The organism is Ruegeria sp. HKCCE4148 (genome assembly GCF_017872495.1).
Classification (GTDB): domain Bacteria; phylum Pseudomonadota; class Alphaproteobacteria; order Rhodobacterales; family Rhodobacteraceae; genus Ruegeria.
In genome coordinates this window covers 866,749-892,484 of the sequence record NZ_JAEDOS010000001.1, presented here as the reverse complement: position 1 = coordinate 892,484, position 25,736 = coordinate 866,749, and the positions used below count along the sequence as shown (strand labels likewise).

Annotated in this window: 20 protein-coding genes; 5 read left to right on the top strand and 15 right to left on the bottom strand. The window is 57.5% G+C overall.

Annotated elements, in window-relative coordinates; translation table 11 throughout:
- Nucleotides 1-6 precede the first annotated feature (6 nt).
- The 7 genes from upp to I9187_RS04340 form a co-directional block, all read right to left on the bottom strand.
- The gene (gene upp, locus I9187_RS04370) at nt 7-639 is read right to left on the bottom strand and encodes a uracil phosphoribosyltransferase (protein WP_209509583.1); all 633 of its coding nucleotides are present in this window, start codon (nt 637-639) and stop codon (nt 7-9) included.
- Nucleotides 636-1,622: an adenosine deaminase gene (locus I9187_RS04365; protein WP_171177571.1), complete on the bottom strand. Its 987-nt coding sequence runs from the start codon at nt 1,620-1,622 to the stop codon at nt 636-638. The genes upp and I9187_RS04365 overlap by 4 nt, the downstream gene beginning before the upstream one ends.
- Nucleotides 1,619-2,830, bottom strand: coding sequence for a phosphopentomutase (locus I9187_RS04360; protein ID WP_209940073.1), 1,212 nt, complete (start codon nt 2,828-2,830; stop codon nt 1,619-1,621). The genes I9187_RS04365 and I9187_RS04360 overlap by 4 nt, the downstream gene beginning before the upstream one ends.
- The gene (locus tag I9187_RS04355; protein ID WP_171177575.1) at nt 2,827-4,134 is read right to left on the bottom strand and encodes a thymidine phosphorylase; all 1,308 of its coding nucleotides are present in this window, start codon (nt 4,132-4,134) and stop codon (nt 2,827-2,829) included. The genes I9187_RS04360 and I9187_RS04355 overlap by 4 nt, the downstream gene beginning before the upstream one ends.
- 3 nt (nt 4,135-4,137) lie before the next feature.
- Entirely contained in the window at nt 4,138-4,530 is a 393-nt protein-coding gene (locus I9187_RS04350) for a cytidine deaminase (RefSeq protein WP_171177577.1), read from the bottom strand.
- A gap of 91 nt (nt 4,531-4,621) precedes the next feature.
- A complete protein-coding gene (locus tag I9187_RS04345; protein ID WP_171177579.1) occupies nt 4,622-5,725 on the bottom strand; it encodes a cupin domain-containing protein in 1,104 nt (367 codons plus the stop codon).
- A complete protein-coding gene (locus tag I9187_RS04340) occupies nt 5,688-6,392 on the bottom strand; it encodes a hypothetical protein (protein WP_171177581.1) in 705 nt (234 codons plus the stop codon). Before I9187_RS04340 ends, I9187_RS04345 begins: the two co-directional genes overlap by 38 nt.
- A gap of 184 nt (nt 6,393-6,576) precedes the next feature.
- On the opposite strand from I9187_RS04340, the gene I9187_RS04335 reads away from it, so the two are divergent.
- The 3 genes from I9187_RS04335 to I9187_RS04325 all read left to right on the top strand — a co-directional run bounded on the left by I9187_RS04335 (nt 6,577) and on the right by I9187_RS04325 (nt 12,633).
- Nucleotides 6,577-8,850 carry an NADP-dependent malic enzyme gene (locus I9187_RS04335; RefSeq protein WP_171177583.1) on the top strand — a complete coding sequence of 758 codons (2,274 nt, stop codon included), beginning with the start codon at nt 6,577-6,579 and terminating at the stop codon, nt 8,848-8,850.
- A 368-nt stretch (nt 8,851-9,218) separates the two neighbouring features.
- Nucleotides 9,219-11,108 carry a propionate-CoA ligase PrpE gene (gene prpE, locus I9187_RS04330; RefSeq protein ID WP_171177585.1) on the top strand — a complete coding sequence of 630 codons (1,890 nt, stop codon included), beginning with the start codon at nt 9,219-9,221 and terminating at the stop codon, nt 11,106-11,108.
- A gap of 88 nt (nt 11,109-11,196) precedes the next feature.
- Nucleotides 11,197-12,633 (top strand): amidase family protein, encoded by a 1,437-nt coding sequence (locus tag I9187_RS04325; protein WP_171177587.1) that lies wholly within the window; start codon nt 11,197-11,199, stop codon nt 12,631-12,633.
- Between the two features lie 260 nt (nt 12,634-12,893).
- On the opposite strand, the gene I9187_RS04320 is transcribed toward I9187_RS04325, so the two are convergent.
- Entirely contained in the window at nt 12,894-13,655 is a 762-nt protein-coding gene (locus I9187_RS04320; RefSeq protein ID WP_171177590.1) for an NAD kinase, read from the bottom strand.
- Nucleotides 13,656-13,822: 167 nt separating this feature from the next.
- Here I9187_RS04320 and glyA point away from each other — a divergent pair, with 167 nt between their 5' ends.
- Nucleotides 13,823-15,118 (top strand): serine hydroxymethyltransferase, encoded by a 1,296-nt coding sequence (glyA, locus tag I9187_RS04315; RefSeq protein WP_171177592.1) that lies wholly within the window; start codon nt 13,823-13,825, stop codon nt 15,116-15,118.
- A gap of 150 nt (nt 15,119-15,268) precedes the next feature.
- Here glyA and I9187_RS04310 read toward each other — a convergent pair whose 3' ends face one another.
- On the bottom strand, nt 15,269-15,643 hold the full coding sequence (locus tag I9187_RS04310) for a hypothetical protein (protein ID WP_171177594.1): 375 nt from the start codon (nt 15,641-15,643) through the stop codon (nt 15,269-15,271).
- A gap of 90 nt (nt 15,644-15,733) precedes the next feature.
- On the opposite strand from I9187_RS04310, the gene I9187_RS04305 reads away from it, so the two are divergent.
- Entirely contained in the window at nt 15,734-16,492 is a 759-nt protein-coding gene (locus tag I9187_RS04305; protein WP_171177596.1) for an alpha/beta fold hydrolase, read from the top strand.
- Here I9187_RS04305 and I9187_RS04300 read toward each other — a convergent pair whose 3' ends face one another.
- From I9187_RS04300 to I9187_RS04275, 6 genes are all read right to left on the bottom strand, one after another.
- Entirely contained in the window at nt 16,493-16,678 is a 186-nt protein-coding gene (locus I9187_RS04300) for a hypothetical protein (RefSeq protein ID WP_171177598.1), read from the bottom strand. It lies immediately after the preceding gene.
- A gap of 92 nt (nt 16,679-16,770) precedes the next feature.
- Nucleotides 16,771-17,148, bottom strand: a complete 378-nt coding sequence (locus I9187_RS04295; protein ID WP_171177600.1) for a rhodanese-like domain-containing protein — start codon at nt 17,146-17,148, stop codon at nt 16,771-16,773.
- Nucleotides 17,149-17,226: 78 nt separating this feature from the next.
- Nucleotides 17,227-18,579 (bottom strand): HlyD family type I secretion periplasmic adaptor subunit, encoded by a 1,353-nt coding sequence (locus I9187_RS04290; RefSeq protein WP_171177602.1) that lies wholly within the window; start codon nt 18,577-18,579, stop codon nt 17,227-17,229.
- Between the two features lie 2 nt (nt 18,580-18,581).
- On the bottom strand, nt 18,582-20,804 hold the full coding sequence (locus I9187_RS04285) for a type I secretion system permease/ATPase (protein WP_171177603.1): 2,223 nt from the start codon (nt 20,802-20,804) through the stop codon (nt 18,582-18,584).
- A gap of 38 nt (nt 20,805-20,842) precedes the next feature.
- Complete coding sequence (locus tag I9187_RS04280) at nt 20,843-22,798, bottom strand: type I secretion protein (RefSeq protein WP_209509582.1); 1,956 nt, start codon at nt 22,796-22,798, stop codon at nt 20,843-20,845.
- A gap of 133 nt (nt 22,799-22,931) precedes the next feature.
- Nucleotides 22,932-25,268 carry a hypothetical protein gene (locus tag I9187_RS04275; RefSeq protein ID WP_171727617.1) on the bottom strand — a complete coding sequence of 779 codons (2,337 nt, stop codon included), beginning with the start codon at nt 25,266-25,268 and terminating at the stop codon, nt 22,932-22,934.
- Nucleotides 25,269-25,736: the final 468 nt, after the last annotated feature.

Genomic DNA, 25,736 nt, shown 5'->3' with positions numbered 1-25,736 from the left:
TCAGGCTTATTTGGTGCCGAACATGCGGTCGCCCGCATCGCCCAGGCCCGGCATGATATAGCCTTTCGAGTTCAACTCGCGGTCCAGTGCAGCGGTGACAATATGCACATCCGGGTGCGCTTCTTTCATTCGCGTCACACCTTCGGGTGCCGCCAGCAGGCAAAGGAAGCGGATATCCGTTGCGCCCGCCTCTTTCAGCAGATCAATGGCAGCGGCCGAACTGTTGCCGGTGGCCAACATCGGATCCACGGCAATGACCAAACGGTCTTTCAGGCCTTCGGGTGCCTTGAAATAGTACTGTACGGGCTTCAGGGTTTCTTCGTCGCGATACAGCCCGACAAAGCCAACGCGCGCGGAGGGCACAAGTTCCAAAACCCCATCCAACATCCCATTTCCTGCGCGCAGGATTGACACCAAAGCCATCTTCTTGCCCGCTAGGATCGGGGCGTCCATCTCTTCCATCGGCGTTTCGATATGGCGCGTGGTCAACGGGATTTCGCGCGTGACCTCGTAAGCCAGCAAAAGCGTAATTTCGCGCAGCAACTGCCGAAACTCAGCCGTTGAGGTGCCCTTGTCTCGCATGAGCGTCAGTTTGTGTTGAACCAACGGGTGATCGACGACGGTCAGGTGTTCGCTCATGATGTCTCCAGTCTTTTCTTGACCCGCGTACGGGTATCTTCATCGCAGAAGGCCGCGTTCAGGGCCATCTCATTCAGTGTCGCAAAATCCTCGGCCTCCCAGCCGAAAGCTGCGTTCAACATCTCATACTCCCGCCGCATGGTCGTGTGAAAGAACGGAGGGTCGTCTGTGGACACCGTGACCTTTACGCCTGCGTCGCGTAAGCGTGCGATCGGATGCGCTGCAAAATCCGGGAAAAGGCCCAGAACCACATTCGACCCTGGGCAGACTTCAAGAGTGATGTCCCGATCCACCAATTCGCGAACAAGGTCGGGGTCTTCGATGGCGCGAACGCCGTGACCGATGCGTTCGACCCCCAGATCACGGATGGCATCGCGCACGCTGTCAGGGCCACCGAACTCACCCGCATGTGTGGTCAGACGCAGACCGGCTTCGCGCGCACAATCGAAGGCCCATTTGAAATCACCTTGCGCACCGATGGATTCGTTCCCGCCCATACCGAACCCGGTGATCCAGTCGCCAGCGGTCTCAGCTGCACATTGGGCGCTGCGCTTGGCCTGTTCGGGGCCGAAATGGCGCACGCAGGTGATCACGCCCCTCAGCGTAATGTCAAACTTGCGCTCGGCCTCGTCTGCGGCATCCTGGATGGCGTTCAGATAATCGCACCACGCGTGCAGATCGCCGCCACCGCAGAAATCCGGGCTGAGAAAAGTCTCGGAATAAACCACACCATTCTCGGCGCTTTCTTCCAGAATGGCCAAAGTGAGCCGTCGAAAATCTTCGGGCGTTTTCAAAACTTCGCAAGCGGCCTCGTACACGCTCAGGAAATGCGCGAAGTCGCGGAAATCATAAGATCCGTCCGACTTGAAGATACCGCCCAGGTCCACGCGCTTTTCATGCGCGAGTTGACGGATGAATGCCGGAGGCGCTGCGCCTTCGTGATGCAGGTGCAGTTCGATTTTTGGAAGGTCGGCGACGTTCATAAAAAGTTCCTACCCGGCCCTTGCGCCGGAATGTTCAGGTGATGAGCAATGCTGGCGGCGACATCGGCAAAATCCACTTGTCCGATCTTCCCCGCGCCCTGCCCTGCAATCAGAACCGGCACCTGTTCACGCGTGTGATCCGTTCCGGTCCAGCTGGGGTCATTGCCATGATCGGCGGTCAGCAGCAACAGGTCTCCAGGGCGGAGTTTCGCCAGAATCTTCCCGATTTCCCGGTCGAACCATTCAAGCGCGCGGGCATAACCGCTGATGTCGCGGCGATGGCCATACAAACTGTCGAATTCTACGATATTGGCGAAGGTCAGACTGCCGTCTTCCGCCTCGTCCACGAGATCAGACAGGTGCTGCATCAATTCGGCATCAGATCCTTTGCGCAGCGTGTCGATGCCCTGCATCGAAAAGATGTCGCCGATCTTGCCCACGGCGTGCACCTTCCGTCCCGCATCCTGTGCCCAATTGGTCAGCACTGGTGCGGGCGGCAAAATAGCGAAATCCCTGCGATTGGTCGTGCGTTCAAAGCCAGTCTCTGGCGTGCCGATAAAGGGGCGCGCAATAACACGACCCACTTTCATCTCATGCAATCGCGGCGCGAGCGTGCGGCACATGTCCAGCAGCCGGTCTAGCCCGAAGCTTTCTTCGTGGGTAGCGATTTGAAACACGCTGTCGGCAGAGGTGTAGCAGATCGGCCAACCGGTCCGCATGTGCTCGGCACCCAATTCGGCGATGATCGCAGTGCCCGAAGCGTGACAATCCCCAAGGACGCCTTCGGTCCCTGCCGCTTCAGCCGCGGCACGGCTCAGGTCCGCTGGAAAGGCTGGAACCGTGTCTGGAAAATAATGCCAGTCCCACGGCACTGGCAGGCCTGCCAGTTCCCAATGGCCCGAGGGCGTGTCCTTGCCGGGCGAATGCTCGCGCGCGCAGCCCCACAGGCCGGTGGGTTCTGCGCCCAACCCCGGAGTTTCGTCCCCGGACGCCAAGCGCACAGCCGCACCCAGACCCAACGCATCTAGATTCGGCAAGGTCAAATTGCCTGATCGCCCGCCTTCTGCCCGCCCCTCGGCACAAGCCTGTGCGATGTGGGCCAGAGTATTCGCCCCTGTATCCGGAATACTGCCATTGAAGAACTGACTGGCATCAGGTGCACCGCCTATACCGACGGAATCCATGACAACAAGGAACGCGCGGGTCATACGCTGATCCTTTCGCGCACCAGATCAGGAACCGATGGAGGTGTATCGCTGATCGTAATAGCGCTGAGAACGCTTTTTGCAGCCCGAAGCGCGGCGTCCTCCCGTGCTGAATGGATTACAGCGATGGGTGCCCCTTTGGATACACGATCCCCCAGCCGGAGAATACCAGAGATCCCAACCGCTGGATCGATCTGGTCGCTTTCGACCTGACGACCACCGCCCAGCGCCACCACGGCAAGACCCAGCGCTTCTCCGTCGATGGCCGAGACGTAACCATCCCTGGGGGCGGGAACCTCTTGGATGACGTTGGCCTCTGGCAGGAACCGGGCCCAGGTTTCGACAAACTGTACGGGGCCGCCGACCGCAGCCATCATGCGACCAAACCGTTCTGCGGCGCGCCCGTCCCGGATGACTGCGGCGATCTGTTCGCGTCCTTCCGCGACCGACCCGCACATTCCGGCATCCGTCAACAATACCCCTCCGAGCTCGGCAGAGATGTCTGCCAACGGTGAAGATTGCGATCCGGTCAGGACCTTCATAACTTCTGCAATTTCCAAGGCATTGCCCAACGCGGGGGCCAGTGGCTGGTTCATATCCGTAATCACCGCCGACGTCCGGCACCCCGCCGCGTTTGCAGTCTCGGTCAATGCTGTGGCAAGCTTTTGAGCATCTTCCATCGTTTTCATGAAGGCACCGCTGCCGACCTTGACGTCAAGAACCAGTGCGTCCGGGCTGGCCGCCAATTTTTTGGAAAGGATCGAAGCCGTGATCAGGTCCAAACTTTCGACAGTCGCGGTTACATCACGCACCGCATAAAGTCGCTTATCGGCCGGAGCGATCTGCCCCGTTGCGCCAACAATGGCAGCACCGGTTTCACCCAAGATCTGTGCAAGACGATCTTGCCCGATCTGCGTGCTGACGCCCGGTATCGCCTCAAGCTTGTCCAGTGTCCCGCCGGTGTGCCCCAACCCACGGCCCGAGATCATTGGAACATATGCCCCGCATTCCGCCAGCGCCGGAGCAAGTACAAGGCTAACGCTATCCCCGACTCCGCCGGTCGAGTGTTTATCGATCACCGGCCCGTCGACATCCCAAGTAAGCACATCACCGCTGTCGCGCATCGCGACTGTCAAATCCGCGCGCCCCTGCGGGCCCAAACCGCCCATGCAGACGGCCATGGCAAAGGCCCCGGCCTGCGCGTCGCTGACACTGCCATCGGCCAGCCCCTGTGCAAACCAGATCAATTCTTCGCGCCCCGGCACCTCAAGCCTGCGCAGCTTTGCAATGATCGAACGGGCATCCATGCGTCAGACATCTTCCATATGAGAGGCATCAAACGCGCCAGGCAGCAATTCTCCGATGGTGGTTTCGAACTCGGCACCATCCACGGTTGCCAAAGTGACTTTCACATCACGCTTGCCGAACTCGGCCAGTTTCTGTCGGCAACCACCGCAAGGCGGCACGGGTTGCGGGCTCGAGGCGACCACATAGACCTCAGTGAGGTGCTGTTCGCCTGAGGCAACCATCGCGGCAATCGCACCGGCCTCGGCACAGGTGCCTTCAGGGTATGCGACGTTCTCGACATTGCAACCAGAATAAATCTGACCCGAGGAAGACCGCAGCGCCGCGCCTACCTTGAAGTTCGAATAAGGCGCATAGGCGTTTTCCCGGACGGACAAGGCAGCGTCTTTCAGCGACATGGCGATTCCTCATTTTTGATCATCTGGTCAGAAAATTGGACCCTACCGGAAAAAGGCGGGGGAATAGAAGCCCCCTTACCTTGTTTTTCAGTCACCCCAGTGTTGTGTTGAAGGTACCGGGCAAGGTGACTTCCAGCAATTCCATATCATCCGATGGTGCGGACAAACGCGTACGCATGCCCGGTGGAATGACAAAAGCATCCCCTTGTTCCAGCCGGTAGGGTTCGCGACCTTCGCCTTCCAGTGTAACTTGGCCGTCCATCACGAAGGTGAAATGGATATCGGTGTCATGGCTGGCCCATTCCGGTTCACCCTGCCCTTTGCGCACGACCTGAACCCCGGCGACCCCCTTAGTGTTTTCGGCAATCGTTGTGTCGCGGCAGATGTAACCTGGCAAACGGAACGGCACCCATTCGGCATCCTTCGCCTGATTGTAGACAAAGCGTTGCCCCTGCCATTCCCGATCGGGACGAAAATGCGGGGTTGGGAGCTGCATGTCATGGTCGATTTCCGTGACATGTTCTGCCGGCACACCGATCTCGATGACCTGAACATTGTCGGATGCTTCCAGCACGCGATGGCGAATTTCCGGTGGTTGGATAAAGCAATCGCCAGCCGTCAGCCGCATCTTTTCGCCCTGGTCTTCATAGACCACATCGACCCAACCGTGGATGCAAAAGATCAGTTGAAACCCAACCTTGTGAAAATGCACCATGTCAGGCACGGGGCCGCCGTCTGGAATACGAATATGGCTTGCGATGATTGAACCGCCGAGCCGATCCGGCACCAGATCGCGGTAATGCATTCCGGCGCGCCCGATGATCCAAGGAGCCTGATCCTTTAGCCTGCGCACCACAAAGGAATGAACCGTTTCAGGCATCACAAGCGGCGGGCTACGCTCTTCGATTTCGACACGGGTCCCGTTTGGCGCAACAAGAACCCGTTCACCGTTGGCGAAACCTTCTGGGTCATCGGTCAGAATACGCAGCGTTCCGGCGCTTTCGGGTGCATCCTTTTCGATGCGCAACCGCAAACCATGCCCTGAGAACACCGCAATGCGCGGATCGTCTGCGGGATAGATCATGTCCATCTTCATCCCCAATGTCTTTGTGTAAAAGGGGATGTCGTCACGCAGCTCTTGCGTGGGCAGGCGAAATTCAGCGTATGTCTGCGATGGCTCGGCTGTCTTGGTCATGGGGCGTTCCGTTGGATTGCGTTTTCGGCCATCCGATCAGAACAGAGGCCAAAATGCCAATCGAAAAGAACATCTCGAGCGTTTCTTCCAGAACAAAAAGCCGCACTTGCATGAGGTCAGACAAGGCACCGCTGTACAGCCCGACAAATTCTTCCAACAGCTGAGCAGTCACGGCCGCGCATCCCGCCGCAACGAACACAATCAATGACAGGTTGCGTTGCTTGAACGCACGCCACCCTGTTGGAATGCCGTGCCAGATCGCACCGCCCAGCACCAACAGGATCAGCGCAACCCTGACCCATACGATATCCAGAAACACGTCCAACCCATGAAGGATCGCAAATGGCAGACTTCCTTCGGAATAGATGTCAGCCTCTAACTCTCGCTCAGCAAGCAAAAGGCATGTGAGGCCGATATAGGCACGGGTCACGCCCCGGTACCGCCACAGCGCCGCAAGACCCGCGACAAACAAACCTGCGGCCGAGACTGTTTCTATCGGGCCGCCTTCATGGTTGAACTTTGCCGCGAACTCGGGCCACACAAGAATAACGCTGACCAGAGCACCCGCCAACAACGCTGCACCCCACAGCACCAGCCGAGCATACTGGGCACGCGACATAAAGCCGTAGGACAGGCCACCGACCTGCTCATTTAACTTGATTGTCATAACTGCTTGTTCTTGCCTGAGTGGTGTTATGGGTTGCAAAGTTGCCTGGACATAAATGTTTTGTGACAAAAATCAAGCTTTATACACTTCACGGTTGCGACAACTCGCCGAAGTGACGCAACGTAGCCAAGCTAAAAGAAATAGTTTAAGGTTAAATTATATTTCCCAGGGAGAAGAAACGCCAATGTCCGACACCCCTAGCCTGCGACAGGCTTCGCTTGATTATCATGCCCATCCCAAACCCGGAAAGCTTGAGATCAAGGCGACCAAGCCGATGGCCAACGGGCGCGATCTGGCCCGCGCCTACTCGCCCGGCGTGGCCGAGGCCAGCCTTGAGATCAAGGCAGATGCAGCAAATGCAGAACGCTACACCGCACGCGGCAATCTGGTTGCGGTAGTGTCCAACGGCACAGCGGTTCTGGGGCTGGGCAATATCGGGGCGCTTGCGTCCAAGCCGGTGATGGAGGGCAAGGCCGTCCTGTTCAAAAAATTCGCAGGCATCGATTGCTTTGATATCGAAGTCGACCAACCAGACCCTGAAAAACTGGCGGATATCGTCTGCGCGCTTGAACCAACATTTGGCGCAATCAACCTGGAAGACATCAAGGCCCCCGATTGTTTCATCGTCGAAAAGCTCTGCCGTGAGCGCATGAACATTCCTGTGTTCCATGACGACCAGCATGGGACCGCCATTGTCGTTGGGGCCGCTGCCAAAAACGCCCTGCACGTGGCCGGAAAGTCCTTTGACACCATTAAGGTTGTCTCGACCGGAGGTGGAGCTGCGGGGATTGCCTGCCTGAACATGCTGGTGAAACTGGGTGTCAAGCGCGAGAACATCTGGTTATGCGACATTCATGGGCTTGTCTATGAAGGCCGCGCCGAGGATATGAACCCGCAGAAATCCCAGTTCGCCCAGAACTCGGATCTGCGGACATTGGATGAGGTCATCGGAGAAGCAGACCTGTTTCTCGGCCTCAGCGGTCCGAATGTCCTTAAACCCGAGATGGTTGCAAAAATGGCCAGCCGTCCGATAATTTTTGCGTTGGCCAACCCGACGCCGGAAATCCTGCCACAGGCCGCGCGCGACGTTGCCCCAGACGCGATCATAGCCACGGGTCGCAGCGATTTTCCAAATCAAGTCAACAATGTACTGTGTTTTCCCTTTATCTTCCGAGGCGCGCTGGATGTGGGCGCGACCGAGATCAATGATGAGATGCAGATCGCCTGCGTTGACGGCATCGCGGAAATGGCACGCGCGACAACAAGCGCAGAAGCCGCGGCCGCTTATAAAGGTGAACAACTGACTTTTGGCCCGGATTACCTGATCCCCAAACCTTTCGACCCTCGTTTGGTTGGGGTCGTTTCATCATCCGTGGCCAAGGCCGCCATGGAAAGCGGTGTCGCCAAACGACCAATCGAAGATTTTGAGGCATACAAAGAAAAGCTGAACCAGACCGTTTTCAAATCCGCCCTACTGATGCGCCCTGTGTTCGAGGCCGCTGCGGTCGCATCCCGCCGGATCGTTTTTGCCGAAGGCGAGGATGAACGCGTGCTGCGCGCCTCGCAAGCCATCCTGGAAGAGACAACAGAGACACCAATCCTGATCGGACGCCCGGAAGTGATCGAAGCGCGCTGTGAAAAGCTGGGCCTGACAATACGCCCTGGAACGGATTGCCAGATCGTAAACCCGGAAAACGATCCGCGCTATTACGATTACTGGAACTCGTACCATCAGATCATGCAGCGCCGCGGCGTGACACCGGATCTGGCCAAGGCAATCATGCGCACCAACACCACCGCGATCGGCGCCATTATGGTGCATCGCGGTGAAGCGGACAGTCTGATCTGCGGTACATTCGGCGAGTATCGCTGGCACCTGAATTATGTCGAACAGGTTTTGGACGATGGCGACCTGCGTCCGCATGGTGCGTTGTCCCTGATGATTTTGGAAGACGGGCCCCTGTTCATTGCCGACACCCATGTTCGTCAATTGCCCACCCCTGAAGAGCTGGCCGAAACCACCATTGGTGCGGCACGGCACGTGCGCCGGTTCGGGATCGAGCCCAAAATTGCATTCTGTTCGCAATCCCAATTCGGCAATCAAGCCGAAGGGTCCGGCAAACGGCTGCGTGCGGCGCTGAACATTCTGGATCAACAGCCGCGTGATTTCGTGTACGAGGGTGAAATGAACCTGGATGCCGCTTTGGACGGAGACCTTCGGGCGCGCATTTTCCCGGCTTCGCGTCTTGAAGGCGCAGCAAATGTGCTGATCTTCGCTCATGCGGACGCTGCCAGCGGGGTGCGCAATATCCTTAAGATGAAAGCTGATGGAATCGAAGTTGGCCCCATTCTGATGGGCATGGGCAACAAAGCTCATATTGTAACGCCGTCGATCACCGCGCGCGGCTTGCTGAATATGGCTGCCATCGCTGGCACTCCGGTTGCGCATTACGGCTGAGCAATCGCAATGATAACCCGGACCGCACTCTGGAATGGGGTGCGGTTTACCAGCAATTTACGAATGGCCGATAACTTGTGGCCGTCTAAAGGTTGTTCTGTCGGCAGTAGTCAAACGCGCTTAACACTTCGAGTTTTGTTGAGTCGTAGCCCGTTCCTGTTTTTGCAGCGCAGGGTTTGCAGATTTGCAAACTCGACCTTGAGATCTTTGTTTCCCGCTGGCAGAAAAGGGGTTTGCAAAACTTTGCAGCCTCTTCAGTGGTTTCCTGCAAATATTTTGCGATAAACTGACGCGTCGCCATTTGACACGCTTGCCCGAAAGTTTTCTGGGTCCTAACACAATATTCAAGTCGTTGTGAGGAGAACGAGATGGCGTATCAGGACGTTTATGACAGCTGGAAAACTGACCCCGAAGCGTTCTGGATGGACGCCGCCAAAGGGATCGACTGGGTAAAAGAACCCAGCAAAGCGTTGTTCGACGACAATGCCCCACTGTATGAATGGTTCAGCGACGCGCGGGTAAATACGTGCTGGAACGCGGTAGACCGTCACGTGGAAAACGGTCGCGGAGAGCAAACGGCCATCATCTATGACAGCCCCATCACTCATACCAAGCGCGAGATTTCGTATGTTGAGCTACGCAACCGTGTGGCCAACCTTGCCGGTGCGCTGCGAGCCAAAGGTGTCGAGAAAGGTGATCGCGTCATCATCTATATGCCGATGATCCCCGAGGCGCTTGAGGCAATGTTGGCCTGTGCACGACTGGGCGCGGTGCATTCGGTTGTGTTCGGCGGGTTTGCCAGTAACGAATTGGCCGTTCGTATTGATGACGCCAAACCCAAAGCGATCATCGCCGCGTCGTGCGGGATGGAGCCCGGTCGCGTGGTGCACTATAAACCTCTGCTGGACGGCGCGATCGACCTGGCTGATCACAAGCCAGAATTCTGCGTAATATTTCAGCGTGAACAAGAGGTTGCTCAACTGATTGAAGGACGCGACTTCAACTGGCACGGTTTTCAATACGGCGTTGAACCTGCAGAATGCGTACCGGTCGATGGTAACGATCCGGCCTATATCCTTTACACCTCTGGCACCACGGGTGCGCCCAAGGGTGTTGTGCGCCCCACTGCCGGACATCTGGTGGCGCTGAACTGGTCGATGAAGAACATCTACAACGTCGATCCAGGCGATGTGTTCTGGGCGGCATCCGATGTGGGCTGGGTCGTAGGACATTCGTATATCTGCTACGCACCGCTCATCCATGGGAACACAACTATCGTTTTCGAAGGAAAACCGGTTGGCACCCCCGACGCTGGCACCTTCTGGCGCGTGATATCAGAGCATAAGGTCAAAAGCTTTTTCACCGCACCCACGGCGATCCGCGCCGTAAAACGAGAAGACCCAAAGGGTGAACTGATCGCCAAATACGACCTGTCGCATTTGCGCGCCCTGTATCTGGCAGGCGAACGTGCCGATCCCGATACGATTATTTGGGCGCAAAATGCGCTGAACGTTCCTGTGATCGACCATTGGTGGCAAACCGAAACCGGTTGGGCCATCGCTGGCAATCCCCTGGGCATCGAAGAACTGCCGATCAAGCTGGGCTCACCCGCCAAACCGATGCCGGGCTATGACGTGCAAATTCTGGACGAAGGCGGCCACCCGATGAAAGCGGGAGAACTGGGCGCCATTGCGGTCAAGCTGCCGTTGCCTCCGGGCACGCTGCCGACCCTCTGGAACGCAGAGGAACGGTTCAAGAAATCCTATCTGGAGCACTTCCCCGGTTACTATGAAACGGGCGATGCAGGCATGATCGACGAGGACGGATACCTCTATATCATGGCGCGAACTGATGATGTCATCAACGTGGCGGGTCATCGCCTTTCGACCGGCGGGATGGAAGAGGTTCTGGCCGCCCACCCAGACGTGGCCGAATGTGCTGTGATCGGTGTATCGGATCAGTTGAAGGGTCAGATGCCTGTCGGGTTCCTATGCCTGAATGCCGGCGCCGACCGGGACCACGGTGATGTGGTTCAGGAGGTCATCAAGATGGTGCGCGAAAAGATCGGCCCCGTTGCAGCCTTCAAACTGGCAGTGATCGTCGACAGGCTGCCCAAGACCCGTTCGGGCAAGATCCTGCGCGGCACGATGGTTTCGATTGCTGACGGTCAGGACTATAAAATGCCTGCTACCATCGACGATCCTGCCATCCTTGATGAAATCAAGGACGCCTTACAAACAATCGGTTACGCAAAGTGATCTTGGGGCGGCGCAGGCCGCCCTTTTCACGTCTGCCCTTGCAACCGGAACAAAGCCCCCTACTGTCGCTGTAACACAGTGAGGGCCCATGACAGATTCCGACATCTGGCGTCTCAGCGCCACAGACTTGACCACCCTGACGCGACGCGGTGATCTAAGTGCGACTGAGGTTGTACAGGCTTCGATTGACCGGATGGATGCAGTCAACCCCGACCTGAATGCCGTGGTCGAAGATCTGCGCGCAGAGGCGTTGGAACGTGCACATTCCTTGGATAACGCCCGTGCAAGCGGGCGACCAAGCGGAGCACTGCATGGTGTACCGGTCACGATAAAAGTGAATGTGGATCAGAAAGGTCACGCCACCACCAACGGCGTCGTGGCATTGAAGGACGTCATCGCGCCGGATGACGCACCGGTTGTCCGTAATCTGCATAAGGCCGGGGCCATTGTAATCGGGCGAACCAATACACCAGAATTTTCGTTTCGGGCCGATACGGACAACGCGCTTTACGGGCGCACACATAACCCATGGGGCAGCCATATCTCACCCGGTGGATCATCGGGCGGAGCGGGCGCGGCCGTGATGGCAGGTATCGGGGCGCTGGCCCATGGCAATGATATCGGCGGCAGCCTGCGCTTTCCCGCAGCTGCCAATGGGGCGGTCACAGTGAAACCAGGGCTGGGGCGTGTTCCCGCCTGGAACCCAAGCCAAAAGGTCGAGCGCGGCTTGTTGGCCCAGTCAATGTCTGTTCAGGGCCTGATTACCCGGACTGCAGCAGATTTGCACCTTTCGATGCCCAGCCTGATCTCGGCAGACGCGCGCGACCCATTCCATGTGCCAATGCCTTGGCGCGGTGAATCCCCGGCTGGTCCGATCAAGGTGGCATTCACGAAAAACACTTTTGGCTATGCTCTGCATCCCGAAGTCGAAAAGGCCCTTGATACGGCGCGCGACGCGTTGGTTGATGCTGGCTATGCCGTAGATGAGGTCGATCCGCCGGACGTTTTCGAATGTGGGCGGGTCGGTTATCGCGCACTTATGGGCGAAGTGCTGACCCTGATGAAATCGGATATCGAAGCGGCCGGTTCGCAAACCATCCAAGAGATTTTCAACGTCTACTTTCAGGAATTCCCGCCGATCGTCGAAACCGAGCTGGTAAAAATGCTGGCCAAACGCAGCCACTACGCGCGCGAATGGTCGCTGTTCATGCAAGATTATCCGCTGGTTTTGTCACCCTTCTTGCCGCAGCCCTTCTTCAAGCCCGACCGCGATACGGAAGGGGCTGAAGGCGTGCATGAGGTTCTGGGCTGCGCGGTGTATTCTTACGCGATGAACTTCCTGGGGCTTCCGGCAGCCTGCGTACCCGCGCACTTGGCCGATCTGCCGAAGGGGCCACAACCGATTAATGTTCAAATTGCAGCGCAGCGATGGCGCGAAGATCTGGCGGTAGACGCCGCTGCGGCAATCGAAGCCCGCGTGGGTCAAATGTGCACCGCGCTTTGGGATCAAATGAAAAGCGTATAATTGGCCCCAAAAAGAAATAGACCTCGGGTCATTGTGCCCGAGGTCCAACTGCTAAAATAAGCCCGGAAATCTGATGACGAGCGTAGCACCACCCACCCTCGCCAGCGCAAAATTTGCACAATCATTCGAAAACGCCGTTCAGGTGGCCACTCACTCCCACCTTGGCGTGTTCTCCAGGCAAGTTGAGATTACTAAAACGGCAATCAATTCCATGTGAACTGGTTCACATAAACCGAAAAAAAGTGCGCGGCGGCCCGCTTTTATGTGAATTGCTCAGAAATCAGGCGTTCTTCGAGCCCGTGGCCCGGATCAAATAGAATGCGGTGCTCTATTGCCGGCTCCGACCTGATCTCGACCCAGTCGATATCCGGGAAAGAAATGGAATCGGCATCCGCCATGACCGGGCGCTTTTCGGCATCAAGAACGTCGAATCGAACCTTTGCGATCTTGGGCAGCAGCGCGCCACGCCAACGGCGGGGACGGAACGAGGCAATCGCAGTCAACGCCAAAACGTCCGAACCAATTGGCAGGATCGGCCCGTGTGCCGAATAGTTGTAGGCCGTCGATCCGGCGGGTGTCGACAGCAAGGCTCCATCGCATACCAGTTCCGACATCCGCACGCGACCGTCAACGCTGATCTTCAGCCTTGCAGCCTGTGGGCCAGCCCGCAGCAGCGACACTTCGTTGATGGCCAGCGCCTCGTGCAACTTGCCTGATTGATCCATTGCGCGCATCGCCAGCGGATTGATAACCTCTTCTTCGGCATCCTCGAGACGCGCGATCAGGTCGTCTTCGTGGTATTCGTTCATCAAAAAGCCGATCGTGCCCCGGTTCATACCGTATACCGGTGTGTCGAGATGCTGCATGTTGTGCAGGGTGTGCAACATGAAGCCATCCCCGCCGAGAGCAACCACAACATCTGCGTCGCGCGGTGCAGCGTTTCCGTGTTTAGCCACCAGAGCATCCCGGGCCGTCTGCGCCACTTTGACCTCACTGGCAAGAAAGGCGATTCTCTTTTTCATATTTTACGGTTTCCGGTCCTACGCATTTGGTTCCGAAACAAACATACCTTTCCCCAATAGGCCAGTCTTGACGCGCCAGCTTAGAAATTCGTCGCTTTAAGCCTTTTGGAGAAGCAACGTTTCCGATAGGAAATCCGCAAGATTTCACCCAGCCATGTGGAGCGCCCATGAACGCCAATCTTCGTGACACCGGATTTTTCACCCAATCCCTGTCTGACCGCGACCCTGAGCTTTTTGGCTCGATCACATCGGAACTGGGCCGTCAGCGCGACGAGATCGAGTTGATTGCCTCCGAGAACATCGTCTCTGCTGCCGTAATGGAAGCGCAGGGTTCGGTGATGACCAACAAATATGCCGAAGGCTATCCCGGTCGGCGCTATTATGGCGGTTGCCAGTTCGTCGACATCGCCGAAAACCTGGCCATCGACCGCGCCAAGCAGCTCTTTGGCTGTGAATTTGCCAACGTGCAGCCCAACTCGGGCAGCCAGGCCAACCAGGGTGTGTTCCAGGCGCTGATCAAGCCCGGCGACACCATTTTAGGCATGAGCCTGGATGCAGGCGGCCACCTGACCCACGGCGCGGCCCCGAACCAATCGGGCAAGTGGTTCAACGCGGTGCATTACGGCGTGCGCAAGCAGGACAACCTGATCGACTATGACCAGATAGAGGCGCTGGCGAAAGAGCACCAGCCCAAGCTGATCATTGCCGGCGGCTCGGCCATCCCGCGCACCATCGACTTTGCCCGCATGCGCGAGATCGCCGATATGGTCGGTGCCTATCTGCACGTGGACATGGCCCATATCGCCGGTCTGATCGCGGCAGGCGAGCATCCCAGCCCCTTCCCGCACGCGCATGTGGCCACAACGACCACGCACAAGACCCTGCGCGGCCCGCGCGGCGGCATGATCCTGACCAATGACGAGGCGATCGCCAAGAAAGTGAACTCGGCCATCTTCCCCGGCATTCAGGGCGGCCCGCTGATGCATGTGATCGCGGCCAAGGCCGTGGCCTTTGGTGAGGCGCAGCGCCCCGAGTTCAAGACCTATATCCAGCAGGTCATCACCAACGCGCAGGCGCTGTCGGATCAACTGATCAAGGGCGGTCTGGACACCGTGACCCACGGCACCGACACCCATGTGGTGCTGGTCGACCTGCGTCCCAAAGGCGTGAAGGGCAACGCGACCGAAAAAGCCCTGGGCCGGGCGCATATCACCTGCAACAAGAACGGCGTGCCGTTTGACCCCGAAAAGCCGACCGTGACATCGGGCATCCGTCTGGGCTCACCCGCCGGCACCACCCGCGGCTTTGGCGAGACCGAGTTCCGCCAGATCGCCGACTGGATCATCGAAGTGGTCGACGGCCTGGCCGCCAATGGCGAAGACGGAAACGCTGCTGTCGAAGCAAAGGTCAAAGCCGAAGTCGCAGAACTCTGCGCACGCTTCCCGATCTATACGAACTTGTAAGAAGTTCAGCACATCAGAAAACGGCGCCCCCGAGGCGCCGTTTTTTTTGTCATTATCCGCAGAACTACTGTGCGCGTCGCTGGTTCACTTGAGGGCCTTTTCAAGTCTTTTCTTCCCGCTGGGCTACAGTACGCAGCTTAAAACCCAAGATCAGATCAAGCCGCGCCACCACAGAAAGACCAGCAGCAGTGTCGTCAGGGCCAGCAGGTTAAAAGCCAAGCCACCAAGCATCCCCAGAAACCACCCCCATCTGCGGTCGGCCAGGTTGATCGCGCTGAGATGCCCCTGCACCACATCTGCTGCCCGGATCAACTTGGGTGTGTCGAGAACCTGCCTCAGTTTCGGATGTGCCGCCATCGCCTCGGCTCGGGCCAGCACCATAGCCTGTTTGTAGACACGACGCGGTAAGCGCCGCTTGGCCTTTCGGATTGATGCCTCAAGGGTTTTGTCTCGCACGCCCAGCTTGGCACGCAACAAGGCCACGGTATCGGCGATCCGGGTCTGAATGTCTGGGTCTTGCGACATGGGTGGCCTCCTGCCGCGCAATCTAGCGGCTGGTTCGTAGACCTACAATGGGGGTGGTCGTCCGCGATGTGCGCGAGTATCACTCGGGTTATGCTAAATACGATTGTACATGGCGCACCAACCGCCCTTCCCCCACTCATCATTGCACATGGCCTGTATGGTTCTGCCCGCAACTGGGGTGTGATAGCCAAACGGCTATCGGACGAACGGCAAGTTGTGGCCGTGGATATGCGCAACCACGCCCGCAGCATGTGGAACCCGCAACACGACTATCCCCACCTGGCGCAGGACATCGCCGAAGTGATCGCACATATCGGCGGCAAGGCCGATGTGCTTGGGCATTCCATGGGTGGCAAAGCTGCGATGACCCTAGCGCTGCACCATGGGGCCTTGGTGAACAAACTGGTGGTCGCCGACATCGCGCCGGTAAAATACACGCACAGTCAAATCCAGTTCATCGAGGCCATGCAGGCGGTTGATTTTTCACGCATCGAACGCCGTTCGGACGCAGAACAACAACTGGCCGAACAGGGTGTTGAAAAAGCGTTGCAAAGCTTCTTTACGCAATCCCTGGACATCAATGGCAAACGTTGGTTGCTGAACCTGGATGTATTGGCGGACCAAATGCCCAATATCATGGGCTTTCCCGAGCTAACTGCATCATGGACCGGGCCTGCATTGTTCCTGTCCGGTGGTGCATCTGATTACGTCCTGCCAGAGCATCGCGACAAAATCCGCGCGCTGTTTCCCAGCGCACGGTTTGCCAAAATCCCAGGCGCTGGGCATTGGCTGCACGCCGAGAAACCGCGCGAGTTCGAAGCGGCCGTCAGAACGTTTCTGAATGCTTGATCAAGCGCCCTGATACAGCCGCTTGGCTACCATCCAAGACGCGGGCGCGGCAATCACGGCCCCTGCTGCTGCTGCCCCAACAATTGCGCTGACCGAAACCATCCCAGCAGTCAAAACTGCGATCACAGCCGAACCCGACAGGGCAGTTGCAATCAGTGAATACAGCATTGCGGCAAGACGAAACATGTCCGGATTTCCTTTAGGTAACTTCCGGCCATATATCATGCGATTCGAATGTGTTTTGCCTTGATTTGTGTCAGATGCAGAACGGTTTTGTATCAAGCCCCCACAAGTTCACCGCCCCCGTTTACCCAGTCCGCCAAGCCGCCAAGGTTGTAGACCTGTCGATATCCCATGTCTTTCAGCAGCTTGCCAGCCAACGCCGCTCGGCCCCCCGAGGCGCAATATAGAACGATAGGGCGATCTTTACGCAGTTCCGGGTCATGGGATTGCAACGTGTCATCAGCCCGGAATTCCAGCATTCCCCGTGAGATATGGTGCGCGCCTGCGGCGCGACCCGTGGCTTGCAGCTCTGCCGCGTCTCGAATGTCCAGCAGCAGCCCGCCCTGCTCAAGAATAGTCTTTGCCTGCGCGGTATCGATCCGCGCGACCACCGCATTAGCGGCCTCCATCATGTCTTTGACCGTCACCGGCATGTATCTTCTCCTTCACCTCACCGGCAAAGGGTAACATGCGGAATTTGGAAGGTGTAGAGGTGACCTGAAAGCCCTACCCTAATGCTCGCGAAACGCGCGTGACATACTGTCTGACACGGGCTTGGCGATATAAGCGGCAAAAGTTCGTTCTTCGGTCTGGATCATAATTTCGGCCGGCATCCCAGGCGTAGGAATAAAGCCACTGACCCGTTGCAACTCATCCGGTGTCAGAGAAATGCGCGCCAGATACACTTCCTGCGGACTGCCCGAGGTCTGTTCGGGCAAAGCGTCAGCAGAAATATAGAAAACCTCGCCATATAACACCGGAGTCGTGCGTTGGTTCAAAGCAATCAGACGGACCGAGGCAGTCTGCCCGGTTATTACGCTGTCGATTTCCGTGCGGGGAATCTGTGCCTCGATGATCAGGGGCGCATCGGCGGGCAAAATTTCGGCAATGGGTTCGCCGGTTTCAATAACACCACCCGGCGTGTGATAGTGCAATCGCACCACCGTACCGGTCACAGGGGCCCGAACTACGGCTCGCTCTAGAACGTTGCGCGCTTGACGAGACTTTTCGCGCACACTTTCCAGATCGGCCTCGATCACGCCCAGTTCATCCAGCGCAGCCTCGCGATAAGCAGACCGGGTGCGCGTGATCTGTTCTTCGTATTTCAGTAGCATCTGGTTGATCTCGGCTGCCTCAGCCTGCAACCGTGCTTGTTGCCCTTCAGCTTCGGCCTGAACGCGTCGGATCGCGTTGAGCTCTCCTTTGCGAACAAGACCTTTTTCGTAAAGCTGGCTTTTGGCCTCATATTCTTCCTGCAAAATCTCGGCGCGCCGCACCATGCTATCCAGCTGAGCCTCAAACCCTCTTGACCGGATCTTCAGCGCCTCCATGTTCCTCTCAAGCAAGGCGACATCGTTCAGAAGCGTCTTGCGCGATACATCAAAGCTGAGCCTTTGCCCGTCCAGAATGGCCATGACTTCGACATCCTGGGAAGCTTCAAGAAGGTCCGTAGAAAAGACAAGGCGTTCGCGTTCACCATATTCCGCCAGCAACCGTTGGGTCATGGCTTGCAGGCGTATCTTGCGGATGAACAGTTCACGCTCGTTGGCCTGCGCCGAGGTCTGGTCCAACGTCATCAGCACTTGCCCGGCCTGAACCGACTGCCCCTCGACTACTTTAATTTCTTCGATGATCCCGCCCTCAAGATGCTGAACGATCTTGTTTCGACCGGTTGCAACAAAACTGCCCTGCGCAATCACCGCAGCCGCCAGAGGGGCGCTGAAGGACCAGACCCCGAAACCGCCAAAGCACACCAGTAGCATGACCAGTCCGATGGCAATCAGCCGGTTGATTGAGCGTGGAACCTCGGCATACCAAAGTTGAGGTTCGTCGGCAGAATTCTTCACAGGTACGAGGTCGTTCATGCTCAGCCCCCCTGCTGGCCTTCAATTCCGGTTTCTTTGCGCGGCGCGTTGATTTGTTGCAGAACCTGATCGCGTTGACCGAACAAGGCCACGCGCCCATCGGTCAGCAACATGATCTTGTCGACTACGTTCAACAGCGTCGGTTTCTGCGTGATGACAACTACGGTGATCTTGCTTTCGCGCGCCTGCTCAATCGCCCGGGCCAGCGCTTTGTCACCAGCAACATCGAGGTTCGAGTTCGGCTCGTCCAGCACAACCATTCTCGGGTTGCCGAAGAACGCCCGCGCCAGCGCTATACGTTGCTTTTGCCCACCAGACAAAGGCGCGCCATCTGCGGCCACCACCGTCTCATACCCTTGCGGCAGGGTCGCGATCATGTTGTGAACATCGGCCAAAACGGCAGCATCGTGGATCTGTTCGTCGGTCGCATCTGCCCGCATCCGACCAATGTTGTCCTTGATCGTGCCGGGGAACAGTTGGACATCCTGCGGAAGGTAGCCGATGCTTTCCCCAAACTGGCGCGGATCCCAGTTGCGAATATCCATCAGGTCCAGCCGCACACTGCCCGAAGTGGGCAGGATAGACCCGACCAGTGTTTTCCCCAGCGTCGTCTTCCCCGCACCGGAATTGCCGATAATGGCCAACGTTTCTCCGGGTGTCAGCGAGAATGTGATCCCGTTCAAAACCACCCGTTTGGTCCCACCGGGCACATACAGCAAGCGTTCAACATCCAAGCGGCCTTCGGGACGCGGCAGGCGCAGCTTTTCGTATTGCAGGGCAGAGGTCGACAGCAAAGCCTTGATCCGCCCATAAGCGCCGCGTGTCAGCAGATAGCTGTTCCAACCCTCGATCGAGCCTTCGATGGGTGCAAAGGCGCGCCCCGCAATGATCGAGGCGGCAATCACCATCCCGCCGGTGATCTCTCCTTGCAACGCCAGATAGGCACCCCACCCCAGAATACCGATTTGGGTTAGCAGCCTGACAGCGCGCGAAACCGCTGCGAAGATCACGTTGCGGTCCTGAGCGCGCACCTGCCAAGTCAAAGACTGAGCGGTGTCCCTGCCCCAGATCCGCACAGCTTCGGGGATCATGGCCAGCGCGTTGATGATCTGGCTGTTGCGTGACATCGAATCCAGATGCTGGTTCGCCAGCGACTGCGCCTTGTTGGCTTCGGCAAAGGGTTTGGCCGTCATTTTCTGGTTGATCAGGGCAATCGTCATCAAGAGCAGCGCGGTTACGACAACGATCATGCCCAACTGCGGATGCACCAGGAAAATCATCAGGATGAACAAGGGCGCGAAGGGGACGTCCAGGAACGAGATAAGAGTGCCCGAAACCAGAAAGCCACGTAGTTGCTGCAAATCGCCTAACGTCTGGTATTCGCGCCCGTTGCCATGCAGCGACGCATGGGCCGCCGCGCTGAGAACCGGCGCGCCCAAACGGGCTGCCACTTCGACCCCGGTGCGCATCAGCATGAAACGGCGTACCGCGTCGAAGGCTGACTGAAAGATCACCGCGCCCGCAACAATTGCGGTCAGCATGATCAATGTATCCAGAGACCGGCTGGTCAGAACGCGGTCACTGATCTGAAACAGGTATATCGGGATCGCCAGGATCAAAATGTTCGTGGCGCAAGTCAGAACCAACACAAAAGCTAGGTTGCGCCAGATCGCGCGGATCGACACCCGCAGGGTGCGCTGAAAGTCCTCGGGCGGGGTGCGCTTGTGAAAGGTTTGGGGTGGCCCTTTGCCGTCTCCGCCACCAGTCTGATTTTGCGGCAGAGGTTGGTTTGCCTTGGCCTCGATCGTGGTGCCCATGCGGTTTTCGCCGGCCGCGCGCGCAGAGGGGGTCTTGCGCGCAGTCGTTTCCTCGGCGGTTACCTGACCAGGGCCATCAGCATCGGCCACCCCATTGCCGCCACCCGTCGGGTCTTTGTCATGCGCGGGTTGCGGCTTTGCACACTGATGGGGAGGATCAGCGCGCAGTTGTTCGCGTGAGTGGTCGTGATCTTCGGATTGCTTCAGTTTCTCAGGTTTCACTGACTGTTTTGCTTTCGGGTCCGACACGCGCATTTGCTTTGTCAGATGCAGACGCGGCGCAATTTTGGGCCCTGCGGGCGTGGCTTTCACCTTCTCACCAAGATTTTGGCTTTGCGGCCTTCCTCCGCCCTGCCTGTCCAAGGGGCTGGATAAGTACGGGCGGTGCGACGTAAATACGATCGACATCTACTAACCTTCTGGTCACTCGGTAAAAAACGAAAAAATCAAGCCAGCACGGTTTGCAGGCCATCGTCGTTGGTCGTGGTATCAGTTGTTGGAGCGGTCAAAGCCAACGCTGCATCAGGCTGCGCGACACTCATATCGCTCATGATTGCGGCGATGGCTTCATTGGTCATTGCCGTTATGTCTTCATTGGTGGGCATGTCGAGCAGACTGGCCTGATGCAGAAGCAGATCCGAGTACGCTCCGTTTGCGGCCATGATTGTCGAATCCACACCCATCTTGGTCACGCTTGCGCTGTTCAACAGGGCGTTGCTGCCAGCAACCACTTCTGTCTGGGATGCATCGGGGCCGGATAGCTCTATGTCGTCCTGATCCTGCACCACGGTTGTCTGTTCCACGACATTGACCTGCACCAAATCGCCGTCGATCTTGAGAACGCGTATTTGCTCCATCCCGGCGAAATCAGGATTATTCATCAAGGCATCCTCAAGCGCGGCTATGTCGTCATCAGCCAGCGCCATAGTGTCCGACATTTCTTGGGACATGTCCTGATAGGTGTCATCCCCTACCGTTTTGACAGAGGCTTCGTTCATCACGAGGTTTTCGTCGCCACCCGCTTCGTCTTCGTCCATTGCCGGGTCCATGCCGCCGCTAATGACATCGTCGTCAACCAACACGAGTGTCTGGTTTACAACGTCCACAGAGATCATGTTTCCGTCGATGATGATCACATCATAATAATTGCCCAGCTGAATAAGGTCCGAGACGTTGTACATCTCGTTGTCGCCCAGCGCATACATGGTTGACGAAGCAGAAATTTCGGTCTCGATTTGGTCGATATCCGTGGCATCGATATCCTGCTTGATGAAATTCGCGACGACCAGATCACCCTGAACATGGTCCACGATAACAATCGGTGCCGCAGACGCAGCGCCAGATGATGCACCCAGCCAAGGTGCCGTTTTGGATTCGACCTCGATTTGCGAGGTCTGCACGATGTTTGTGCCACTGCCCGTTCCCGGCTCACCTTGATCCCAGTCGGAAACAACTGCGACCTGACTAATGGCCGTCAGGCTGACCGCCTGCCCTCCGACCGCGATGATTGGGGCATCCACCCAAGCCACAGTGGCCGCCATTGCATTGATCGCAACGTTGCCACCGGTCACAACCAGGTGCCCGTCATCAAATTCTGGGTCCTTTGACTGATCCCATTCTACAGGATACGGCAGCTCAGCCGTGTTTTCCGTGTCATCGGGCTGATGATATTTAGGAAGCAGATCTTTCCATTCCGGAGCGTCCGTGACGTATTCGCCGTTGACGATCACACCCATCGCATCGCCGCCGTGGAATTGATGCACCGTTACGCCTTCAATGTCCGCGATCATCGGGTTCGCCATCTGATCGGCGAGTGCCGCGAGCATTTCGGTCGATTGGTAGTCCGCGAGTGAAAATGATGGCGCGGCAATGGCGTGAAGCGACAGAGCCATGTCTAGCATCTGCTCGCCCTGCACCATTAGCGCTTCGGGGTCTCGAAAATCTCCGTCGCCCACAACGTCATTGTCGCGCATGTAAACCGTCTGCACGGTAACGGTCACGGCCGATCCCAGCGGCACGGTTTCCGGTTGCAGAATGATCAGTTGGACAAAGTAAGACGGGCCTGTATCGCTTATTTCGTTTTCCGGCACATAACGCACAGGCTCTCCGGGACCGTCCAAAACAATCACCGCCTCTGACACCGGCCCAAGAGGTGCAGCCGGCAGCGGCATTTCGGGTTCAGAGGGTTGAAAACTGTAGGGCAGAGCTTTGTACTCGCCTGCCGGAATATCCAAGTCTGCCTTGATATGGATCGAGGCCGGATCGTCCAGCCCTTCGACATCGGCTTTGCGCCTCAGCGCTGTGAATTCCTCGTACTGATCCCGCAACCGGGACTGTTCGATCGTAAGCTCAAATGTTCCAACAAAATGCGCTATCGTCTCGGAAATACTGTCAAGGGCCATGTCGGTTTTCCTTTACACCCGCACCGGCCAAAATTTCCGCTTTGGGTTCAGTTGGGCCGAGGCCGCGATGAACGGCCTCGGCAGGTTTCAAAAGACATACAGGGCCCGGAAATGCGGGCCCCGCTTTTGTGACTTAGGTGTCGGTGTCGTCGCTTGCGTACGAGGACGTCATCGAACCGCCAACCATGGTCGTATCAACCGAGTTGCCAAGTACATTGGCACCCATGACGATCGACTGGTTGAAGGCCGAGGTGTCGACAACCGCCGCAGCCGAGGCGTAGGATTCGCCGGTCACGATGCCATCGCCACCATTGTTTGCGCCCCAGTTGCCGCCCGAGCCGCCTGCGCCACCGTCACCCGAATAGGCTCCGGCTGCGCTGCCGCCCGTAATGGTGCCACCCATGGTGTCACCCGAGGTTGCGCTGCCCATCGAGGCTCCGCTGGTTCCGCCGTTTGCAGCAGACGCGCCACCGGCACCAGCATTCCCTGAATCAGCCGAACCCATTGCGTCACCGGATCCGGTCGAGGTCGAGTCGTTGTCGGAACTACCCGCGCCACCGTAACCGGCAATCGCTTCGGCCAAGCTGTCCGCCGCACCGTTTGTGTCCGCGTCTCCGAAGACATCCGCTGCACCGCCGCCGCCTGCAGTATTGGCTGCATCGGCAGATCCAGCTCCGTTGCCGCTGGAAGTAGACGTCGGAGTGGTGCTGCCACCTGCACCGCCGTCACCATCTGCAGCTGATGTTCCGGAACCCATCGCATCGGCCGCGCCGTCAGCCGCATTTGAACCGCCGTCACCGCCGCTGCCATCCGTTGCTTGCGAATTGCTGGCTGAACCGTTCACATCGCCTGGGCTTTGATCAATATCCGGACCACTTGCCGATTGATCGCCAACACCCTGGGCGTCGGAATCTGCATCTGCAGTGCCACCCGAACCATCGCCGCCCGAGCCATCGCCAGCCGTTCCGTCACCACCAGAGCCGTCTCCTCCGGTTCCGTCGCCGCCGGTTCCGTCACCGCCTTCGCCAGGTTCGGCATCAATCATGCCCAGCTGTTCCTGCAACTCCATGATCGCAGCTTCAAGCATCGCGGCAAAGCCACCTTCGCCATCACCGCCGGTTCCGTCACCACCAGTGCCATCACCGCCGGTTCCGTCACCACCGGTTCCGTCACCACCAGTGCCATCACCGCCGGTTCCGTCACCGCCTGTGCCATCACCGCCGTCACCATCAGCAGAACTGTCCGCACCACTGTCTGCAGTGCCATCCGCCGTGTTGTCGCCTGCCGAGGCGTCATTGGCTTCAGTGTCGCTGTCGCTGCTGTTCGAAGCTGAACCTTCTGTCGCAGCACTGCCGTCACCACCATCAGCTCCGGACGCATCCGTTGCGTTATCCGCTGTACCGGTACCGGTGCCGGTGGAATCGGAATCGCTGTCTCCACCGTCGGCGTTACCTGAAGAGCTTGCACCGGACAGACCCAGACCCAGACCCAGACCAAACGAATCCGCGCTACCACCAGCGCCACCGGTTCCATCACCGTCTACGCTTGTGCTGCCGTCGTTGTCCGACGAGGCCGAGCCGTCAGCATCTCCGCCATTGCCACCCGAGCTATCGCCGGTCGAGCTGGCATCGGATGTACCCATACCCATACTTGCGTTGGACGCGTCACCCGAAGACCCACCGTCACCGCCTGCCGAATCCGCATCGGCGCTGCCGGTGTCTCCACCTGCGGCCCACGCGTGGCTGCCAAGCGTTGACGAGTTTGCCGAACCGCCTACTGTGGTTCCACCGTCACCCGATGTTCCGCCATCTGCATTCGCCCGGATACCTTCTGCAGCCGTGGCTGTGCCGCCATTGGCGTCGCCGTTCTGGTAGAAACCTGAATTGTTCGCAACGCTCGCTGACTCCAGCGTGTCGTCATCGCTCAGGCTGGCAACCTGGTTGTTAACTGATGACATCGCGGTGCCCGCACCATCCATTGAGATGTCCAGATTCATGTCATCGCCGGGATCATAGTTCAGATTACGGCCTGCGGTGATCACATCGCCAACTGTCGCGGAATCCCCAAGATCCAGATCAACTTGATCATCGTCGCGCGGAATCCACTCGCCACCACCAAAATCGATATTGATGGCGTTGTTGTTGGAGTTGTCGTTGCTGTCGTCACCGGCATCCAGCGACTGAGACTGGTCTTGTCCCTGACCCTGATCCTGACCTTGACCTTGGTCCTGACCCTGATCCTGGCCTTGGTCTTGTCCCTGACCTTGATCCTGGCCTTGACCTTGGTCTTGACCCTGACCTTGATCATTCGAGTTGTCGACATTCTGGTCTTGCTGCTGTTGTTGCGCTGTCAGATCGGCCTCGACAAAGGCTTCTTCTACAGGGATCTCAACATTGACCGGTGCATCCAGATTTTCGACGTTAATTTCATCGACGGTCGTTACGTTTGTATTATTTACATTACGTCTCATGACAAATTCCCATTTCTGGAACGCCAGACCGCCATTCATCTACAAAGCGGTATCAGGCGCGGTTGAAACAAAAAAGCACACACAGCGAAAAAGACGCTGAATGCGGTATTCGTTTTCTTACTCTGGGCCACCTCCTTTCCCGGCCAAGCCGAAAACGTGACCCTCCAAATCAAAGCAAAAATACGCTGAGGGCGATCACGTCAGGGATAGTCACTTCTGAAATTGAAGCCCGCCCATGTTTGCAGCGACCCCGATTCGCGCCTAGCTAGTGAAAAGTTCTGACAAGTTTATTTTATTGTTTTTATTGTATTTTTTACAAAAACAATCTCAGCCAGCACATAGCCGGGGCAAAAGTTCTAGACGGAGATACTGACAAAAAATAAACACAATTGTTTCCGCCGGTTACACAAAAGAGACCGCAAAATCCTAAACGAAAGTTCTATGAATCCCAGTGTGGGCTTGCGCCAT

What these genes read in the sequence shown, in the direction of transcription:
- upp (WP_209509583.1), bottom strand. Translation starts at nt 639, where the DNA reads ATGAGCGAACACCTGACCGTCGTCGATCACCCGTTGGTTCAACACAAA.
- I9187_RS04275 (WP_171727617.1), bottom strand. Translation starts at nt 25,268, where the DNA reads ATGAGACGTAATGTAAATAATACAAACGTAACGACCGTCGATGAAATT.
- I9187_RS04280 (WP_209509582.1), bottom strand. Translation starts at nt 22,798, where the DNA reads ATGGCCCTTGACAGTATTTCCGAGACGATAGCGCATTTTGTTGGAACA.
- I9187_RS04310 (WP_171177594.1), bottom strand. Translation starts at nt 15,643, where the DNA reads ATGTCGCAAGACCCAGACATTCAGACCCGGATCGCCGATACCGTGGCC.
- prpE (WP_171177585.1), top strand. Translation starts at nt 9,219, where the DNA reads ATGGCGTATCAGGACGTTTATGACAGCTGGAAAACTGACCCCGAAGCG.
- I9187_RS04360 (WP_209940073.1), bottom strand. Translation starts at nt 2,830, where the DNA reads ATGACCCGCGCGTTCCTTGTTGTCATGGATTCCGTCGGTATAGGCGGT.
- I9187_RS04365 (WP_171177571.1), bottom strand. Translation starts at nt 1,622, where the DNA reads ATGAACGTCGCCGACCTTCCAAAAATCGAACTGCACCTGCATCACGAA.
- I9187_RS04285 (WP_171177603.1), bottom strand. Translation starts at nt 20,804, where the DNA reads ATGTCGATCGTATTTACGTCGCACCGCCCGTACTTATCCAGCCCCTTG.
- I9187_RS04340 (WP_171177581.1), bottom strand. Translation starts at nt 6,392, where the DNA reads ATGACAATCAAGTTAAATGAGCAGGTCGGTGGCCTGTCCTACGGCTTT.
- I9187_RS04320 (WP_171177590.1), bottom strand. Translation starts at nt 13,655, where the DNA reads ATGAAAAAGAGAATCGCCTTTCTTGCCAGTGAGGTCAAAGTGGCGCAG.
- I9187_RS04335 (WP_171177583.1), top strand. Translation starts at nt 6,577, where the DNA reads ATGTCCGACACCCCTAGCCTGCGACAGGCTTCGCTTGATTATCATGCC.
- I9187_RS04300 (WP_171177598.1), bottom strand. Translation starts at nt 16,678, where the DNA reads ATGTTTCGTCTTGCCGCAATGCTGTATTCACTGATTGCAACTGCCCTG.
- I9187_RS04350 (WP_171177577.1), bottom strand. Translation starts at nt 4,530, where the DNA reads ATGTCGCTGAAAGACGCTGCCTTGTCCGTCCGGGAAAACGCCTATGCG.
- I9187_RS04305 (WP_171177596.1), top strand. Translation starts at nt 15,734, where the DNA reads ATGCTAAATACGATTGTACATGGCGCACCAACCGCCCTTCCCCCACTC.
- I9187_RS04325 (WP_171177587.1), top strand. Translation starts at nt 11,197, where the DNA reads ATGACAGATTCCGACATCTGGCGTCTCAGCGCCACAGACTTGACCACC.
- I9187_RS04290 (WP_171177602.1), bottom strand. Translation starts at nt 18,579, where the DNA reads ATGAACGACCTCGTACCTGTGAAGAATTCTGCCGACGAACCTCAACTT.
- I9187_RS04345 (WP_171177579.1), bottom strand. Translation starts at nt 5,725, where the DNA reads ATGACCAAGACAGCCGAGCCATCGCAGACATACGCTGAATTTCGCCTG.
- glyA (WP_171177592.1), top strand. Translation starts at nt 13,823, where the DNA reads ATGAACGCCAATCTTCGTGACACCGGATTTTTCACCCAATCCCTGTCT.
- I9187_RS04355 (WP_171177575.1), bottom strand. Translation starts at nt 4,134, where the DNA reads ATGGATGCCCGTTCGATCATTGCAAAGCTGCGCAGGCTTGAGGTGCCG.
- I9187_RS04295 (WP_171177600.1), bottom strand. Translation starts at nt 17,148, where the DNA reads ATGCCGGTGACGGTCAAAGACATGATGGAGGCCGCTAATGCGGTGGTC.